Consider the following 16,164-nt stretch of genomic DNA (forward strand, 5'->3'; position numbering starts at 1 on the left):
GCTGGAACATGTTACCTGCGCCGTTCAGCATTCGCAGTTCGACACCTCGAATGAGGACGACATCTCCGGGCGAGGAGTTATGGCTGGCGCTACGGGAGCTCTATGCGCGAACTCCGGATGGATGTCCGACCAGCGAACTGTTTGCACTGACAACCTGGGTTGAGCCTTCGGGCGCGCTAGCGCACTTTTTCGCGGATGTAACGCTCAGCCTGGCTGTGTACAAAATCATCAAGGCAGGAAAGCGCATAGAGTCGGAGGACGGTCTCGAGGGAAATCTGCTCCACTCGCACGAGGGCGAGGAGTTGTTTCTGCAGCGAATGCGAGAATATCTCGTCGAATTCCTCGGCATTAGTTTTTCCGACAGGGGAGGCCTCCGAATCATTCCCGATCTTGCACTTCGTTCAATCCGAATCTCACGCCATGTGATTGAGCAGACGGCACGGGCGAGGGTGCTAAACGAGGCGGCATCCATGGCGCCGGATGGCAGAATACGTTGTTATTGTTGCGGCGCGGATCTGCTTTTCCAGTCGGGTGGCGTCAGACGTAATATTCCGCTGGACCACATCTGGCCCCGCTCACTCGGTGGCGTTAGCGCTGAATCTAACCTGCTACCGGTTTGTGAGAACTGTAACGGCGCGAAAACGGACCGGCTGTCGTGGAGTATCTTCGGCGTCGTGCAGGATTACGCGGCAGCAACGCAGTCAGAAGATGCCGACTTGCTACTTAGCCTGGCGCTACGGCGAAGGGCAGCGACGAAACTGGCGGAAGAGCAGTACATCACGCTCAAGCAGGCTTTTCTTCTATTGGGGCCGGCAGGAGATCTTTCGTCAATCTATCCTGGCGAGTCGCGATTGTTTTTCAATCTGATGGCTCACGATCGCACCCATCTCTCATCTCTTTGGTAACAGTAATGGCGACCTACAAATATTCCGCGATAATCTATCGTCAGCGAGACACGGCGGACCAGCTTTTTTGCGTGTTTCCCGCTCGGGTCGGCGAGGTCCAGTTGTGGGCAACGGTCGATAGGCTGACACCGGAAAACAAGGCTGGTGTCCAGCGCGAAAGGAAAGATGCCAGAGTAGACGCTATCGGCGACTTCTTTAAGGCGGATGACCGGAATACGATACCGACATCGATCATCATTGCGATACCACGAGCGAGTCTAGATCTCGGGGGAATAGAAGAGAAGGACATATCAACTCAGCCCGTATCCGTTGCAATTACGATTGACGTGCCGGATGGACAACCGGTTCCTGGATTGATTATCGATGGTCAACATCGGACCTACGGGATCGCTAAATACGACTCGACCATTCCCGTTAATGTAGTGGCGATTGTTGGTGCTGGCGACGATGAAATCGCATTCCAGTTTATTGTTATCAATAACAAGGTCAGCAAAGTAAGCCCTGACCATATCAAGGCGCTGAAGCTTGAATATTCGGATGCCAATCTTGACTCCCGTCTTACCAGATCCGCCCGGATGCGCTCAAGCGGTGCGCCCGCTTATCTGGAACAGATTGACACACAGGACGATAGTCCGTTCAAGGGAATGCTTAAATGGCCAAGGAACGAAGTTGATGCCAAGAGATCAATTCCATTAAACGCCTTCGAAATGGCGCTCATGCACATCGGGTCGAAGCGACTTGATCAGGTTGGGGGCGAGGAAGGGGTTAGCTCTGACTTCATAGCCCGGTTCTTCATTGAGATGTGGAAGCGCGTCAAGGCATCGTGGCCTGCACTTTGGGATGACCCGGCATCGCGTTTATTGAAGAAAGTGGGTGTTGTTTGCATGTCGCAGTACCTGGTCGACACGCTTGTATCGTGGTCGCTTTCCCCATACGCAAAGATCGATCTCACTGATCTAAATCAAGCAGGGGACGTTGTCACTGACATACTCAAGCAACAAGAAATGGCGTTCTGGACTGCCGAGTGGGATGCGGCAAGCTTGGACACGAAGTCTGGGAGAGAGTGGGTGGTCGACTCGCTTGAACGTATCCAATATAACAAGGCGAACAATCTCCCGTGGAACAAAAACGTCAGCCTAACCTTGGGCAAGAAAGACGCGTCAGGTGAATAATCGACGTGGCCCGAGGGCCATGCGTTCGCCTGCGGATTCACCGCTGGACGGATGCGATGGCGACCCGGCACTGCCCATTGAACTTGCCTTCTCCAGCGGGACGGCGTCCGTCAGCGAGATCATGGAGGTGCTCCATGAGAGTGCGAATGTTGCCGCGTGACGCGGGCATCCCGCGCCGGGCGGATGCGACGTAGCTTCCCCACCAGGGGCAGCATCGCGAATGGTACCGCTCCTGAAGCGTCTGTCCGGGGCTTGCTCCAGCCCTGACTGGCTCTGCGTGACAGTGCCATGAAAGGCGGCGTCCCTCTTGATGCGGGCGACTCGCCGATCCAGTGCCTCCAGCATCCGGCCTGTCCGGCCCCGTGCGTTTCCTAGTCGCAGGGGCAGGGAGGAGGCGGCGATATAACGTCGCACTCTGGCGCAGGTCGGGCAGGCCCCTCGCCGGGACTAGGGCGGTCAGGCTCTCAAGTGCCGGTACGGAGCCGCAGCGGGATCACATTGGTGGCGCGGACCGGCGAGTGGTCATCGTTCCGGGTGTTCGTCTTGAGTGCGCCCTTGCCCCGCTCCCCCTCAACGGGGCGCGCCATGGCGAGTTCCCCCAGGGAAATCTTCCCCGCGACAATCCGCCGGCGTCCCTTGTGCTCCGGGGCGTTCTGGAACGCCTCGTCGAGCTTCGCGGCGAGCCGGCTGGCGCACAGGTGCGCGTAGCGCAGCAGCATGCGCACATCGCGATGGCCGCTGAAAGCCTGCAGGTCAATGAGGGTGAACTGGCCGGTTTCCGCCACGCGCGAAATCGCTTCGTGGCGCAGGTCGTGGATGTGCAGCGCCTCAATGCCGGCCCTCGCGCAGACGCGCGCCCACGCGTTTTCCAGGTCATCGACGGTCACGTCAAACACATAGTCGCTGGCACGCGGCAACTCGTTCAGCAACTCGATGAGGTCGGTGCGCAGCGACAGGGTGCGCGGGCGGCCATTCTTCGTTTCCGGCAGGAAGGCGGTCTGCGCGTCGAGGTCGACATTGGACCAGGTGAGATTCAGGGTCTCGCCGCGCCGCGCGGCGGTCATCAGCTGGAACTGCACGAAGGTCTCCAGTTCCGGGACATGGGTGTAGTCCGTTTCGGCCTGGGCCCGGCAGGCCGCCAGTGCGGCCTTGAGGTGGGCCTTCTTCTGGTAGACGGTGGGCAACTGCGCGGCGGCGTCCCGCGCGCCGGTCATCAGTTGCTCGACGCGTCGCTCAATCGAGCGCAGGCGGTCTTCCTCGCGGGTGGCATCCAGGAAGCGCGCCGCCTCGTCCGTCTTCAGGCGCCGATCGCGCTCGTTGAAATAGCGGGGGCGGCGCACGCCGTCCATCGGGTTCTTGGCGACATGCAGGTCCCATGTCTTGATAGCCACGCGGCAGATGGCCGAGAGAAGGTCGATTTCACGGTCGACCGTCGCCGGCTTGACCTCTTCGAGGCGGTCGCGGATGAAGCTTTCGATGTCGGTCGTCTTGACCCGCGCGAACGGCAGGTTAATCCACGCCAGCGCGCCGTAACCCTTGCGGACCTTGATGCCTGTCGGCGTGCGAGGTGTGACGTTGCCGAGGTGCGGGTAGGCGGCGAGGTTCGCGTCAATGATGGGGCGCAGGTCCACGCGGGCGCAGCCCGCATCCTCGAGCATGCCGTTTAGCTTGTAGGTCTCCATCTCGAAACCTTTGTGTCGCACGCATTCTTCACGCATGTAGCGGATGATGCAGTCGGCGAAGGTGGTCTGGTGGGCCGTCGAATAGTCGATGACCAGGCCGTCCTTGCGCTGGGACGCAATCCGGTTGACGAGGGTTTCGGCTTCTTCGAGCGAACCGACTGTGCGTTGCAGTTCCGGGTAGCCTTTCTGCCGGATGCGGACGAAGTAGGTGTCGTCCGCCCGCTCGATGCGCGGCTTGAACCCCTGGCGTCTGAGGTCACCGACGTACTGTTCGACCTTTTTCGTCTGGCTGTAAGGGAAGGTGCGTTCGAGGTCCTCGCGGTTCTGGACGCGAACGATGAAGCGGGAGCGGTTGTCGATGCTGGCCATGCGGTCTCCGAAATCAAGGGGAAACCACGTATGGGCACCAGTTTTAGCCATGGCCCGCGAGGCGCTAAGTACGCGGGTGGCGCAGATTTGGCGCAGAACGGCCGTAAAACAAAAAAGCCGTCCAGGTCGATGGACGGCTTCTGCCTTGATTTAACAAGGAAAAATCTGGTCGGGGTGAGAGGATTCGAACCTCCGGCCTCTACGTCCCGAACGTAGCGCTCTACCAGGCTAAGCTACACCCCGATGTGTACTGCAGACTCGATTCAGACTAAGCCAGCGTTTCAGTCTCGTTCAAGACTGTCTTGCCGTCGAGTAAGAACATAATTCTAGCAGGCTCTCTTTAAAAATGGAATCCGGAAACGAAGAAATTGCTGCAGCGGCGGCCTGAGCTTCCTTTTTCGCGCATTCGAGCGTGTGATCCAGTGCGCCGGAGCGCGTGATCGCCTCGAAAATAGTGTCGAAACGTTCCGTGCCACCTTGCTCGATCACTTCCCGCGCGAGCGCCGACTGCTCCGGAGTGCCGCGTTCGATCAGATAGATCAGCGGCAGAGTGGGTTTGCCTTCGCGAAGGTCGTCGCCGGCGTTCTTGCCCATCGACTCAGCTGTGCCCGTGTAGTCGAGCCAGTCGTCCATGATCTGGAACGCGGTGCCGATGCGCCGGCCGAATTCGGCAGCGGCGGCTTCCGTTTTCGCGTCCGATCCAGCCAGTACCGCGCCCAATTGGGCGGCTGCTTCGAACAGCTTGGCGGTCTTGTAGCGGATCACCTGCATGTAGCGGGCTTCGTCCACGTCGGCGTCGTGCATGTTCAGGAGCTGCAGCACCTCGCCTTCGGAGATGATGTTGGTCGCCTCCGACAGAATCTCCATCACGCGCATCTTGCCCACGCCGACCATCATCTGGAACGAGCGCGAGTACAGGAAATCGCCCACCAGCACGCTCGCGGCGTTGCCGAACAGCGCGTTGGCAGTCTGGCGGCCGCGCCGCAGGTCGGATTCGTCGACCACGTCGTCGTGCAGCAGCGTGGCCGTATGGATGAATTCGACGACTGCCGCCAGCTCGTGCCGATGCCCTGTGGTTTCGCCCAACGCGCCGGCTACCAGCAGCAGCAAGGCCGGCCGCAGCCGCTTGCCGCCCGCGCTGATGATGTACTCGGAAATCTGGTTGATCAGCATCACGTCGGATGCAAGACGGTGCCGTATGACGCGATTGACCTGCTGCATGTCTTCGGCGATCGGAGCGAGCAGGCTGGCGGCGTTGGAGGAGGGGGTGGCAGTCGACGACATGATGGCTGAATTGGGTAGTGCCGCGAATTATAAGGCGAATCGCGACAGTTCCGGGTCGCAGGCTGCGGCGCGGCGCGTTCCGGGCGGCGGCAGAACCGCGCGCCGGGCCTGTGCTGCAAGGCGCCGGGCGCTGCGCGCGGCGCCTCTCAATGAGTTTTGACCGAGCAGCTAACTCTATGTATAATCACGGGTTTCCGCGCGCGGTGCGTGGGAAAAATGAACACAGAGTGAGGTTCTCAATGTACGCGGTCATAAAAACCGGTGGCAAGCAGTATAAAGTTGCCGTCGGCGAAAAACTTAAAGTAGAACAGATACCGGCAGACATTGACGCTGAAATCACGCTCGACCAGGTTCTCGCAGTGGGCGAAGGCGAATCGATTAAGTTCGGTGCGCCGCTGGTCAGTGGGGCTTCCGTCAAGGCTACCGTCGTGTCGCAAGGTCGTCACAAGAAAGTGACCATCTTCAAGATGCGTCGCCGGAAGCACTACCAGAAGCATGGCGGCCACCGCCAGAACTATACCGAACTGCGCATCGACGCGATCAACGCGTAAGCGCACCGGTTAAGGAGCAAATCAAATGGCACACAAAAAGGCAGGCGGATCATCCCGCAACGGCCGTGACTCCGAATCGAAGCGCCTCGGCGTGAAGGTTTACGGCGGTCAGGCTATCAACGCTGGCGGCATCATCGTTCGTCAACGTGGCACGCGCATGCACCCGGGCGAAAACGTTGGCATCGGCAAGGATCACACCTTGTTCGCGCTGACGGACGGCCACGTCAATTTCTCGACGAAGGGCGCAGCGAAGAAGCACATGGTCAACGTCGTCCCGGCAGCAGTCTGAGCTTACTCAGGCACGGGCTTCAGGACCGGAAAAAGGCCCCGCGAAGTTAGCGGGGCTTTTTTTATTCCGGCAGGTTTTCGCCGGATGAATGGGCAGGAACGCCCTTCGTGCCGCTAGGTCCTATGCGGTTCGGTCGATTGATCGACTCGCGGCGGGGGCGGCAAAATAGCAGCATCCAGTAGCAATAAATCTAGCAGCACCATCTGGCAGCACACCACGGGACGGAGTTACGCATGAAGTTCATTGACGAAGCGAGGATTGAAGTCATCGCCGGCGACGGAGGGGATGGCAGCGCGTCGATGCGCCGCGAGAAGTTCGTTCCGTTCGGCGGCCCGGATGGCGGCGACGGCGGCCGGGGCGGCAGCGTGATCGCGGTCGCGGACCGCAACATCAACACGCTGATCGACTACCGCTACGCGAAGAAACACCTGGCGCGCAACGGCGAAAATGGCCGCGGCGCGGACTGCTACGGCAAAGGCGGCGACGACATCACGCTGCGCATGCCGGTCGGCACCACGATCACCGACATGGAGACCGGTGAGCTGATCGCCGATCTGACCGAGCACAATCAGAGCGTGCAGATCGCTCAGGGTGGCGCGGGCGGTCTCGGAAACCTGCATTTCAAATCCAGCACGAACCGCGCACCGCGTCAGAAAACGGACGGCAAGCCGGGCGAGCGCCGCATGGTGCGCCTCGAACTGAAGGTGCTGGCAGACGTCGGTCTGCTCGGCATGCCGAACGCCGGCAAGTCGACCTTCATCGCGTCGGTGTCGAACGCCAAGCCGAAGATCGCCGATTACCCGTTCACGACACTCGCGCCGAATCTCGGCGTGGTGCGTGTCGGGCCGAGCCGCAGCTTCGTGATCGCCGACATTCCTGGCTTGATCGAAGGCGCGGCGGAAGGCGCGGGCCTCGGCCACCAGTTCCTGCGTCACTTGCAGCGCACGGGTTTGTTGCTGCATATCGTCGACCTCGCGCCATTCGACGACGCGGTCGATCCGGTCGCGGAAGCCAAGGCGATCGTCAACGAGCTGCGCAAGTACGACGAGCTGCTGTATGAAAAGCCGCGCTGGCTGGTGCTGAACAAGCTTGACATGGTGCCCGAAGACGAGCGCCAAGCCCGTGTTTCAGCGTTCATCGAAGGCTTCGGTTGGGATGGCCCGGTGTTCGAAATCTCTGCGCTGACAGGCCAGGGCTGCGAAAACCTTTGCTACGCGGTGTTCGACCACATCGCCGCGCACTCGGACGCACAGCGCGCAGCGGAAGCCGAAGATCTCGCTGCTGACGTGCGCTTCCGCGAGAAGCCGGAAGCGCCGGCCGCCGCGGACGACGCCGGCACCGACCCGCAGGCATAAAAAGCTCGAGCGCCGGCGCCCGGGCGGGTTGCCGGTATGCATCACGCGACATCTTGGGAGACCGCGCACAATGCGTTCCGTCATCGCAGATTCACGGCGATTGGTAGTAAAAGTCGGTTCGAGCCTCGTCACGAATGACGGGCGCGGCCTCGATCATGCTGCTATCGGCCGCTGGGCCGCGCAGATTGCCGCCCTGCGCGCGCAAGGCAAGGAAGTGGTGCTCGTCAGCTCGGGTGCCATTGCCGAAGGAATGCAACGGCTCGGCTGGACCAAACGGCCACGCGAGATCGACGAACTGCAAGCGGCCGCGGCGGTCGGCCAGATGGGTCTCGCGCAGGTGTACGAAAGCCGCTTTGCCGAGCATTCCATCCAGACCGCGCAGATTCTGCTAACGCACGCCGATCTGGCCGATCGCGAACGCTATCTGAATGCGCGCTCCACGTTGCTCACGCTTCTGCGCCTGGGCGTCGTGCCGATCATCAACGAGAACGACACGGTCGTCACTGACGAAATCAAATTCGGCGACAACGACACGCTCGGGGCGCTCGTCGCAAACCTGATCGAAGGCGACGCACTCGTTATCCTCACCGATCAGCAAGGACTTTTCACCGCCGACCCGCGCAAGGATCCGACTGCCACGCTGGTCCAGCAGGCCGATGCTGGGGCGCCGGACCTCGAAGCCATGGCGGGCGGCGCGGGTTCGAGTCTCGGTCGTGGCGGGATGCTGACCAAGATTCTCGCCGCTAAGCGCGCGGCACACAGCGGCGCCAATACGGTGATCGCAAGCGGGCGTGAAGCGGATGTGCTGTCGCGGTTGGCCTCGGGTGAGGCGATCGGCACGCAGCTGATCGCGCGCACGGCACGCATGGCGGCGCGCAAGCAATGGATGGCGGATCATCTCCAGGTGCGCGGCCATGTAGTGATCGACGACGGCGCGGTCGAAAAACTTACTGACGGCGGCAAGAGCCTGCTGCCTATCGGCATCGTCGGCGTTCAGGGTGCCTTTGCGCGCGGTGAAGTGATCGCCTGTCTGAGCGCAACTGGGCGCGAAGTGGCGCGCGGCCTGACGAACTACAGCAGCGCGGAAACCAAGCTGATTCAGCGGCGCCCGAGTGGCGAGATTGAATCGGTGCTTGGCTATATGCTCGAGCCGGAGCTTATCCACCGGGATAATCTGGTGCTCGTCTAGGTCACCGATAGTCGCAAGCGCGGGGACACGGATACGGCAAACAAAAAGCCGTTCCAGCGAAAGCTGGAACGGCTTTTTTCACGCCCATAAGCTGCATGGATCCAAAGCTCAGTGAATTGACGAACTCGCCGTGCGCTTATAGCGGATGTTCTCCAGAATCGAGGCCGCATTCCCCATGGGCATCTTGTTCGCGCATAGATAGTCCTGATACAACGCCGCCTGATAGGCGTTCAGCGCGCCATTCTCGATACGCGTGAAGCTGTTGGCGACCGTCGTGTCCCACCCGTCGTGATCAGAATTCAGGCCCGCATACTGGCGCCATTCGTACGTGTCGCAGCGAATCCCTTCGTAGATTACGTTACGAGCGCCGCTCGGGCTTGCCACGACGACGGTCAAGCGAACCACGCCGTCCGTACCCACGGTCAGCGAATTCCGGTCGACCGCGAACTGCAGCGGCGTATTGCCGGAGACTTCGAAAGGCAGCAGATTCGAATCCTGCGGCAGCGGCGGCAGAGCGTCCACCTTGTTCTCAACCCAGTTGCCCTGGCGGTCCAGCAGATAGACAAACGCGCTGTCGTCTTTATTGGTTGGTTTGCCGGCGCTCGAACAACCAGCCAGCAGGGCGCCGGTGGCGACGCACGCCACGACGAGAGCAAGTGCTTTCAATATGGTTTCCCCGAAACACTGGCGCGGCTCGTCGAGCCGCGCCAGAGAGAGGCGGCGTGGACAGCCGCACAGAGTTGTTAATTGCGCACGCCCGGGCGGAACAGCGAGCCGGCCGTTTCGCCTGCCGATTCGTCTTCGTGTTCCGGCGCGGCGTCTACTTCTGCCGTTGACCCGGACCCCGGACCGCAATCGGACGCGATCGTAACGTGAACCGATGTTTCGATGCTGACGGTGGTCACAGAAGTCACCGTCATTACCGTGGAATCCGGCGGACTTTCCATTGATGACGCTATCCGGGGATAGCGTGGCCCATGGTGCCCGCCAGGTTTTTCCGCACGCGGCGCAGCCCGGCGCATGAAACGGGATAGCTCCGTCAGCGCCAACTGATATACATCCCGCTTGAACTCGATCACACAGTCGAGCGGCACCCAATACTCGTTCCAGCGCCACGCATCGAACTCAGGGTGGTCGGTGGCGCGCAAGCAGATGTCGCAGTCGCGTCCAACCATCCGGAGCAAAAACCAGATTTGTTTCTGGCCGCGGTAATGACCGCGTACTTCGCGCTTGATGAACTTGTCAGGCACCTCGTAACGCAACCAGTCGCGCGTGCGACCAATCACCTTGACGTGCTCAGGAAGCAGCCCGGTTTCTTCGTGTAACTCCCGATACATCGCTTGCACGGGGGTCTCTCCGTACTTGATGCCCCCTTGCGGAAACTGCCAGGAATGTTCACGGAGCCGTTTGCCCCAAAACACCTCGTTGTGCGCGTTCAAGAGGATGATGCCGACGTTCGGGCGAAAGCCTTCACGATCCAGCATACAACCACCTTCGAATCCTTTAAAATTGCTTTGATTATAAACAGATAACGGGTCTGACGCACCGATTCGCACCAGATTGGAACGATTCGCCGCCAAAGGCCCGCGTTTGCGGTAGCCTGTCAGTCTTTCCGTGCCTTATCCCTTGTGCAAAGGCTTTGCGCGGCGGCGTCGGCGCCGCGGTCGGACCGCGCTGTACCGATGTCAGTGTATTGTCAGGTGAGCCATGCCGGCTCAGAGCCGGATCTGTGTCGATTTCCCCACCGTTTTCACCTTTCGGGCGGTCCCTCCGGAGCCGCCGCTTTTGGATAATCTGAATGAAAGCTTCCCGTTTCTTTATCGGTACCCTCAAAGAAGCTCCCGCCGACGCAGAGATCGTCAGCCACAAGCTCATGGTGCGCGCCGGCATGATCCGGCGCGTCGCCGGCGGTATCTATAACTACCTGCCGGTCGGCCTGCGCTCGATCCGCAAGGTGGAAGCCATCGTGCGCGAAGAAATGAACCGGGCAGGCGGTATTGAATTACTGATGCCTGCGGTGCAGCCGGCCGAGTTGTGGCAGGAATCGGGCCGCTGGGAGAAGTACGGTCCTGAGCTGTTGCGCTTCAAGGATCGCAAGCAGTCCGATTTCGTGATCGGACCGACCCACGAAGAAGTGGTGACGGACATCGCGCGCAATCAGATCAAGAGCTATCGCCAGTTGCCGGTGAACTTCTACCAGATCCAGACCAAGTTCCGCGACGAGATCCGTCCGCGTTTCGGCGTGATGCGCGGCCGCGAGTTCATCATGAAAGACGCGTACTCGTTCGACAAGGACATGGACGGTCTGCGCGAGTCGTATCGCAAGATGTATGACGCGTACGTGCGCATTTTCACGCGCCTCGGTCTGGACTTCCGCGCGGTGGCGGCGGACAACGGTTCGATTGGTGGCAGCGGCTCGCATGAATTCCACGTGATCGCCGAGACCGGTGAAGACGCGATCGCCTATTGCCCGACCTCCGATTTCGCGGCGAACGTCGAAGCGGCCGAAGCGCTGCCGCTCTACGCGGAACGCGCGGCGCCCACCGAAGAAATGAAGAAGACTCCCACGCCGGGCAAGGCGAAGTGCGAAGCGGTGGCCGAGCTGCTGAACATTCCGCTCGAGCGCACGATCAAGTCGATCATCGTCGCCACTGAAAATGAAGGCGCCGAGCCGACCATCTGGTTGCTGATGCTGCGCGGCGACCACGATCTGAACGAGATCAAGGCGAGCAAGCTGTCGGGTCTGACCGACTTCCGCATGGCGACCGAAGCGGAAATTATCGAAACCTTCGGTACGCCGCCGGGTTATCTCGGCCCGATCGACACGAAGAAGCCGATCAAGGTCGTCGCGGATCGCACGGTCGCGAACATGAGCGATTTCGTGGTGGGCTCGAATGAGGTGGATTACCACACCACTGGTGTGAACTGGGGCCGCGATCTGCCGGAACCGGTCGTCGCCGACATTCGCAACGTGAAGAAGGGCGATCCGTCGCCGGACGGCAAGGGTGTAATCGACATCTGCCGCGGTATCGAAGTGGGTCACGTGTTCCAACTCGGCACCAAGTATTCCGAGGCGATGAACGCGACCTGCCTCGACGAAACCGGCAAGCCGCGTCCGATGGAAATGGGCTGCTACGGCATTGGCGTCACCCGTATCCTGGGCGCCGCGATCGAGCAGAATTTCGACGACAAGGGCATCATCTGGCCGGAATCGATTGCGCCGTTCGAAGTCGTGCTGTGCCCGATGGGTTACGACCGCAGCGAAGCGGTGCGCACGGAAGCCGACAAGCTGTACGCGGCGCTGGTCGAAGCCGGCATCGACGTGATCCTCGACGACCGCGGCGAGCGCCCGGGCGTGATGTTTGCCGACTGGGAACTGATCGGCGTGCCGCATCGTCTGGTGATCGGCGACCGCGGCCTCAAGGAAGGCAAGCTCGAATACCAGGGCCGCCGCGACGCTGAAGCGACGCTTCTGCCCGTCGAAGACGCTGCGCAAACGGTGATCGGGAAAGTTCGCGCCGCGTTGGCGCGCTAAGCGGAGCGGACGGTGGAGTACACCTTCCTGTCCGCGACCGTCCTGCTGATTCTGATCACCGATCCGCTCGGCAACATTCCGCTCTTCGTCAGTTGTCTGCGCAGTGTGTCTCCGAAGCGGCGCACGATCGTCATCCTCCGCGAGGTGGCGATCGCGTTTGCGATCCTGCTGATCTTCATGGTGGTCGGCGACCGTTTTTTGCGCATGATGAGCCTGACCGATCAGTCATTGCGTATCGGCGGCGGGATCGTGTTGTTTCTGATTGCGCTCAGAATGGTGTTTCCGCATCCGGACGGTCCATTCGGCGGCGACACGCGCGGCGGCGAGCCGCTCATCGTGCCGCTCGCCATTCCGGCGCTGGCAGGTCCGTCGGCGCTGGCCACCGTGATGCTACTGACGTCGCAGGCGCCCGGCAAGATGTTCGAGTGGATCGGCGCGCTGACTGTCACGATGGTTGTCTGCGCGATCGTGCTGATGCTGGCGGAGCGCATTCAGGCATGGCTCGGCGAGCGCGCGATGATGGCGTTCGAACGGCTGATGGGTCTCGTGCTGGTGGCGATTTCGGTGGAGATGATGCTCGGCGGTATCCGGTCGTTCGTGCATCAACTTTGATGCTGGAGCGGGCCAATGTTTGGCGCGGCGGCGTCACACAAGCCAACAAAAAAGCGGCCCGCGGGCCGCTTTTTTTTCCATACCGATACCGGCTTAACCGCCCGAAAGCGGGCGCCTCAAAGAGACCTCAAGCCCCTTCGGTCAGCGCGCGAATCGTCGGCAGGTTACGCCAGTAACCCTTCGCATCCATGCCGCAGCCGAACACATAGCGGTCCGGCACTTCGAAGCCGCAATAATCCGGACGCAGCGGCTTGGCCTTCGGAATGATCTTCTCGCACAGCACCGCGCTCAGGAAGCGCTTCGCACCCATCGCGAGAATGCGGTCGCGAATCGCGGCCATCGTCTCACCTTCGTCGAGAATGTCGTCGAGCACCAGCACGACCCGATCCTTCACCGACTCGGCCGGCGCCACGCGCCACTGCATCTCGTTGCCGCCCTTGGTGGTATTGCGGTAGCGGGTGAGGTGGATGTAGTCGAACTCGAGCGGGAAATCGAGGTGTGGCAGCAGCATGCCGGTGAACACCGCCGCGCCGCCCATGACCGACAGTACGAGCGGGAAGTCCTCGCTCATCTCGTTGCGGATGGCGGCGGCCATGCCGCTGATCGACGCGTTGACGTCGTCGGCCGAAACGATTTCTTCGGAGTGGCTAAAAATGTGGAGAGCTTCTTCGCGGTTCATGACGTCTGGCGGGCGGTGACTGTATACATAGTGTGAGTGAGGACGGCGGCGCGCGGTACAGAATAAACCCGCACAAAGCGGGAGTCGGCCCAGCGGAGTCAGGGGCGCGTTCCGTGGTTCATGCGCGGAACGCGCGTCGCCGTCTTGCTAAAGCTTAGCGCATGCCGGGCAACATACCCTTCATGCCGCGCATCATCTTTTGCAGATTGCCGCCCTTGAGCTTTTTCATCATGGTGCGCATCTGGTCGTACTGATTCAGCATGCGGTTGACTTCCTGCACCTGCACGCCCGCGCCCGCGGCGATGCGGCGCTTGCGCGTGGCCTTGATGAGATCGGGCTTGGCGCGCTCCTGCGGCGTCATGGAATTGATGATGCCTTCCATGCGGCGCATCTGTTTCTCGGCCTGGCCCATGTTGGCGCCGGCGGCGGCCTGCTGGAACTGCGCGGGCAGCTTGTCCATCAGCGACGACAGGCCGCCCATGCCCTTCATTTGCGTGAGCTGTGCGCGGAAGTCGTTCAGATCGAAGTCGCCGCCCTTCTTGACCTTGTCGGCGAGCTTTTGCGCGGCCTGCACGTCCACGCCGCGTTGCGCTTCTTCGACGAGGGCGAGAATGTCGCCCATGCCGAGAATCCGGTTCGCCATGCGATCCGGGTAGAAGACTTCGAGGCCGTCGAGCTTTTCCGCGACGCCGACGAACTTGATCGGCTTGCCGGTGACATGACGCACGGAGAGCGCGGCGCCGCCGCGTGAGTCGCCGTCGAGCTTGGTCAGGACCACGCCGGTGAGCGGCAGCGCGTCGCTAAAGGCCTTGGCGGTGTTGACCGCGTCCTGACCGAGCATCGCGTCGACCACGAACAGCGTTTCCGCCGGCTTCAGCGTGTTATGCAGCGCGGTGATTTCCTGCATCATCGCTTCGTCGATGCCGAGACGGCCGGCCGTGTCGACCAGCAGCACGTCATGATAGTGGCGCTTGGCCCAATCCACGGCGGCGCGCGCGATGTCGACCGGTTTCTGATCCGGTTCGGACGGGAAGAAATCCGCGCCGACCTGCTCGGTCACCGTCTTCAACTGCGCGATAGCGGCGGGGCGGTAAACGTCGCACGAGACGGTCAGTACTTTCTTCTTGTATTTCTCGCGCAGCAGCTTGGCGAGCTTGCCGACGGTGGTCGTCTTACCCGCGCCCTGCAGACCCGCCATCAGGATCACGGCCGGCGGCGTGACGGCGAGGTTGAGCTCGACCGCCTTGCCTTCGTAGTCGCCGCCGATGATCGCGGTCAGCTCGCGCTGCACCACGCCGACCAGCGCCTGACCCGGCGAGAGGCTGCTGATAACTTCTTCGCCGAGCGCCTTTTCCTTCACCTTGGCGATGAACTCGCGCACGACGGGCAGCGCCACGTCGGCCTCGAGCAGCGCGAGACGCACCTCGCGCAGCATTTCCTGGGTGTTCGCCTCGGTGAGCCGGGCTTCGCCGCGCAGCGTCTTGACGACGCGCGCCATCCGTTGAGTCAGATTGTCGAGCATGGGGAGCGATGAACAGTGCGGCCGGAGCGGGGCGCGATGCAGGAGACGTCGCGGAGCAGGGGCCTAGTGTAAACTTCGAATATGGATATTGTACTGTATGCCCTCACTGCGCTCCTCTACGGCGGTTTAGCCGCGGCCGGCTGGCGCTCGCACCGGCACGCCGCGTTGCATCCCATGCTCGAAAGCGTGCCGCCGGTGCCCGCCGCGCCGGCGTCCGTGTCGGCTCCGTCGGCTGCTTCGGGCATGAGCGGCTCGGGCCGCGCGCTGTTGTTCGTGGCACTGCTCGCCCACGGGGTGCTGCTGCACACCACCATCTTCCCGCAGAACGCGATGGTGTTCGGTTTTGCGTTCGCGCTGTCGGCCATGTTCTGGCTGGGCGCCGGCATCTACTGGATAGAGAGTTTTTTCTTTCCGCTCGACGGTCTGCGCCTGCTGGTCCTGCCGCTCGCCTGTGTCGCTTCATTGTTGCCGCTCGCGTTCGGCGGCGTGCGCGTGCTGCCGTATTCCGCCGCGCCGATGTTCAAGCTGCACTTCCTGATCGCCAACATCGCCTACGGTTTGTTCGCGATTGCCGCGCTGCACGCCATTCTGATGCTGCTCGTCGAGCGGCGGCTGCATGCCATGCGCGGCGGCGTCGCGCAGCGTCACGCGGCGGCGGCGGGCAACGGCTGGCTGTCGAGCTGGCTCGATACGCTGCCGCCGCTCCTCACGCTGGAGAAGCTGCTGTTCCGTCTGATCGGCGCGGGTTTCGTCCTGCTGACGTTGACGCTGGTGTCGGGCATTCTGTTCAGCGAGCAACTGGTCGACCGCGCGTTGCGGCTCGATCACAAGACCGTGTTCGCGATTCTTTCCTGGGTGATGTTCGGCGCGCTGCTGACGGCGCGCAAGGTTTCCGGCTGGCGCGGCCGTGCGGCACTGCGCTGGGTGCTGGCGTCGTTCGTCGCGCTGTTGCTGGCGTACGTCGGCAGCCGGTTTGTATTCGAGGTGCTGTTGCACCGTGCTGTAGTGTGAGCGTGTCCC

The 16,164-nt window shown here is 61.6% G+C and carries 15 protein-coding genes and 1 tRNA gene; 9 read left to right on the top strand and 7 right to left on the bottom strand.

The genetic code is table 11. The annotated features are described in order from the left end of the window. Positions 1–50 precede the first annotated feature (50 nt). On the top strand, positions 51–905 hold the full coding sequence (locus tag B0G71_RS00455) for an HNH endonuclease (protein ID WP_181916697.1): 855 nt from the start codon (positions 51–53) through the stop codon (positions 903–905). Positions 906–910: 5 nt separating this feature from the next. Then, positions 911–2,077 (top strand): DGQHR domain-containing protein, encoded by a 1,167-nt coding sequence (locus B0G71_RS00460; protein WP_116139043.1) that lies wholly within the window; start codon positions 911–913, stop codon positions 2,075–2,077. A 464-nt stretch (positions 2,078–2,541) separates the two neighbouring features. Here the strand turns inward: B0G71_RS00460 and B0G71_RS41785 are convergent, their stop codons facing one another. From B0G71_RS41785 to B0G71_RS00475, 3 genes are all read right to left on the bottom strand, one after another. Beyond that, positions 2,542–4,128 carry a site-specific integrase gene (locus B0G71_RS41785; RefSeq protein ID WP_258875468.1) on the bottom strand — a complete coding sequence of 529 codons (1,587 nt, stop codon included), beginning with the start codon at positions 4,126–4,128 and terminating at the stop codon, positions 2,542–2,544. Positions 4,129–4,294: 166 nt separating this feature from the next. Beyond that, positions 4,295–4,371, bottom strand: a tRNA-Pro gene (locus tag B0G71_RS00470). 48 nt (positions 4,372–4,419) lie between these two features. Beyond that, entirely contained in the window at positions 4,420–5,412 is a 993-nt protein-coding gene (locus B0G71_RS00475) for a polyprenyl synthetase family protein (protein WP_106285179.1), read from the bottom strand. Between the two features lie 239 nt (positions 5,413–5,651). On the opposite strand from B0G71_RS00475, the gene rplU reads away from it, so the two are divergent. The 4 genes from rplU (at position 5,652) to proB (ending at position 8,796) form a co-directional block, all read left to right on the top strand. Further along, complete coding sequence (gene rplU, locus B0G71_RS00485) at positions 5,652–5,963, top strand: 50S ribosomal protein L21 (RefSeq protein ID WP_006051835.1); 312 nt, start codon at positions 5,652–5,654, stop codon at positions 5,961–5,963. A 25-nt stretch (positions 5,964–5,988) separates the two neighbouring features. Further along, positions 5,989–6,252 (top strand): 50S ribosomal protein L27, encoded by a 264-nt coding sequence (rpmA, locus tag B0G71_RS00490; protein WP_007180330.1) that lies wholly within the window; start codon positions 5,989–5,991, stop codon positions 6,250–6,252. Positions 6,253–6,485: 233 nt separating this feature from the next. After that, positions 6,486–7,607, top strand: a complete 1,122-nt coding sequence (gene cgtA, locus B0G71_RS00495; protein WP_116139045.1) for an Obg family GTPase CgtA — start codon at positions 6,486–6,488, stop codon at positions 7,605–7,607. 70 nt (positions 7,608–7,677) lie between these two features. Further along, the gene (proB, locus tag B0G71_RS00500) at positions 7,678–8,796 is read left to right on the top strand and encodes a glutamate 5-kinase (RefSeq protein ID WP_106285181.1); all 1,119 of its coding nucleotides are present in this window, start codon (positions 7,678–7,680) and stop codon (positions 8,794–8,796) included. 108 nt (positions 8,797–8,904) lie between these two features. Here the strand turns inward: proB and B0G71_RS00505 are convergent, their stop codons facing one another. Together B0G71_RS00505 and B0G71_RS00510 are read right to left on the bottom strand one after the other, a co-directional pair. Continuing rightward, positions 8,905–9,462 (bottom strand): CNP1-like family protein, encoded by a 558-nt coding sequence (locus B0G71_RS00505; protein WP_106285182.1) that lies wholly within the window; start codon positions 9,460–9,462, stop codon positions 8,905–8,907. Between the two features lie 77 nt (positions 9,463–9,539). After that, a complete protein-coding gene (locus tag B0G71_RS00510) occupies positions 9,540–10,280 on the bottom strand; it encodes an RNA pyrophosphohydrolase (protein WP_116118326.1) in 741 nt (246 codons plus the stop codon). A gap of 314 nt (positions 10,281–10,594) precedes the next feature. Here B0G71_RS00510 and B0G71_RS00515 point away from each other — a divergent pair, with 314 nt between their 5' ends. Together B0G71_RS00515 and B0G71_RS00520 are read left to right on the top strand one after the other, a co-directional pair. Next, on the top strand, positions 10,595–12,331 hold the full coding sequence (locus B0G71_RS00515) for a proline--tRNA ligase (RefSeq protein WP_116139047.1): 1,737 nt from the start codon (positions 10,595–10,597) through the stop codon (positions 12,329–12,331). A gap of 12 nt (positions 12,332–12,343) precedes the next feature. After that, positions 12,344–12,943 (top strand): MarC family protein, encoded by a 600-nt coding sequence (locus tag B0G71_RS00520; protein WP_012434395.1) that lies wholly within the window; start codon positions 12,344–12,346, stop codon positions 12,941–12,943. Between the two features lie 127 nt (positions 12,944–13,070). Here the strand turns inward: B0G71_RS00520 and B0G71_RS00525 are convergent, their stop codons facing one another. Then, positions 13,071–13,622 carry a hypoxanthine-guanine phosphoribosyltransferase gene (locus tag B0G71_RS00525; RefSeq protein WP_012434394.1) on the bottom strand — a complete coding sequence of 184 codons (552 nt, stop codon included), beginning with the start codon at positions 13,620–13,622 and terminating at the stop codon, positions 13,071–13,073. Between the two features lie 154 nt (positions 13,623–13,776). Further along, positions 13,777–15,144, bottom strand: a complete 1,368-nt coding sequence (ffh, locus tag B0G71_RS00530) for a signal recognition particle protein (protein ID WP_012434393.1) — start codon at positions 15,142–15,144, stop codon at positions 13,777–13,779. Positions 15,145–15,225: 81 nt separating this feature from the next. Here ffh and B0G71_RS00535 point away from each other — a divergent pair, with 81 nt between their 5' ends. Then, positions 15,226–16,155, top strand: coding sequence for an inner membrane protein YpjD (locus B0G71_RS00535; RefSeq protein ID WP_116139049.1), 930 nt, complete (start codon positions 15,226–15,228; stop codon positions 16,153–16,155). Positions 16,156–16,164: the final 9 nt, after the last annotated feature.

Origin of the sequence: Paraburkholderia sp. BL27I4N3, from assembly GCF_003386115.1 — a bacterium.
Taxonomy (GTDB): domain Bacteria; phylum Pseudomonadota; class Gammaproteobacteria; order Burkholderiales; family Burkholderiaceae; genus Paraburkholderia.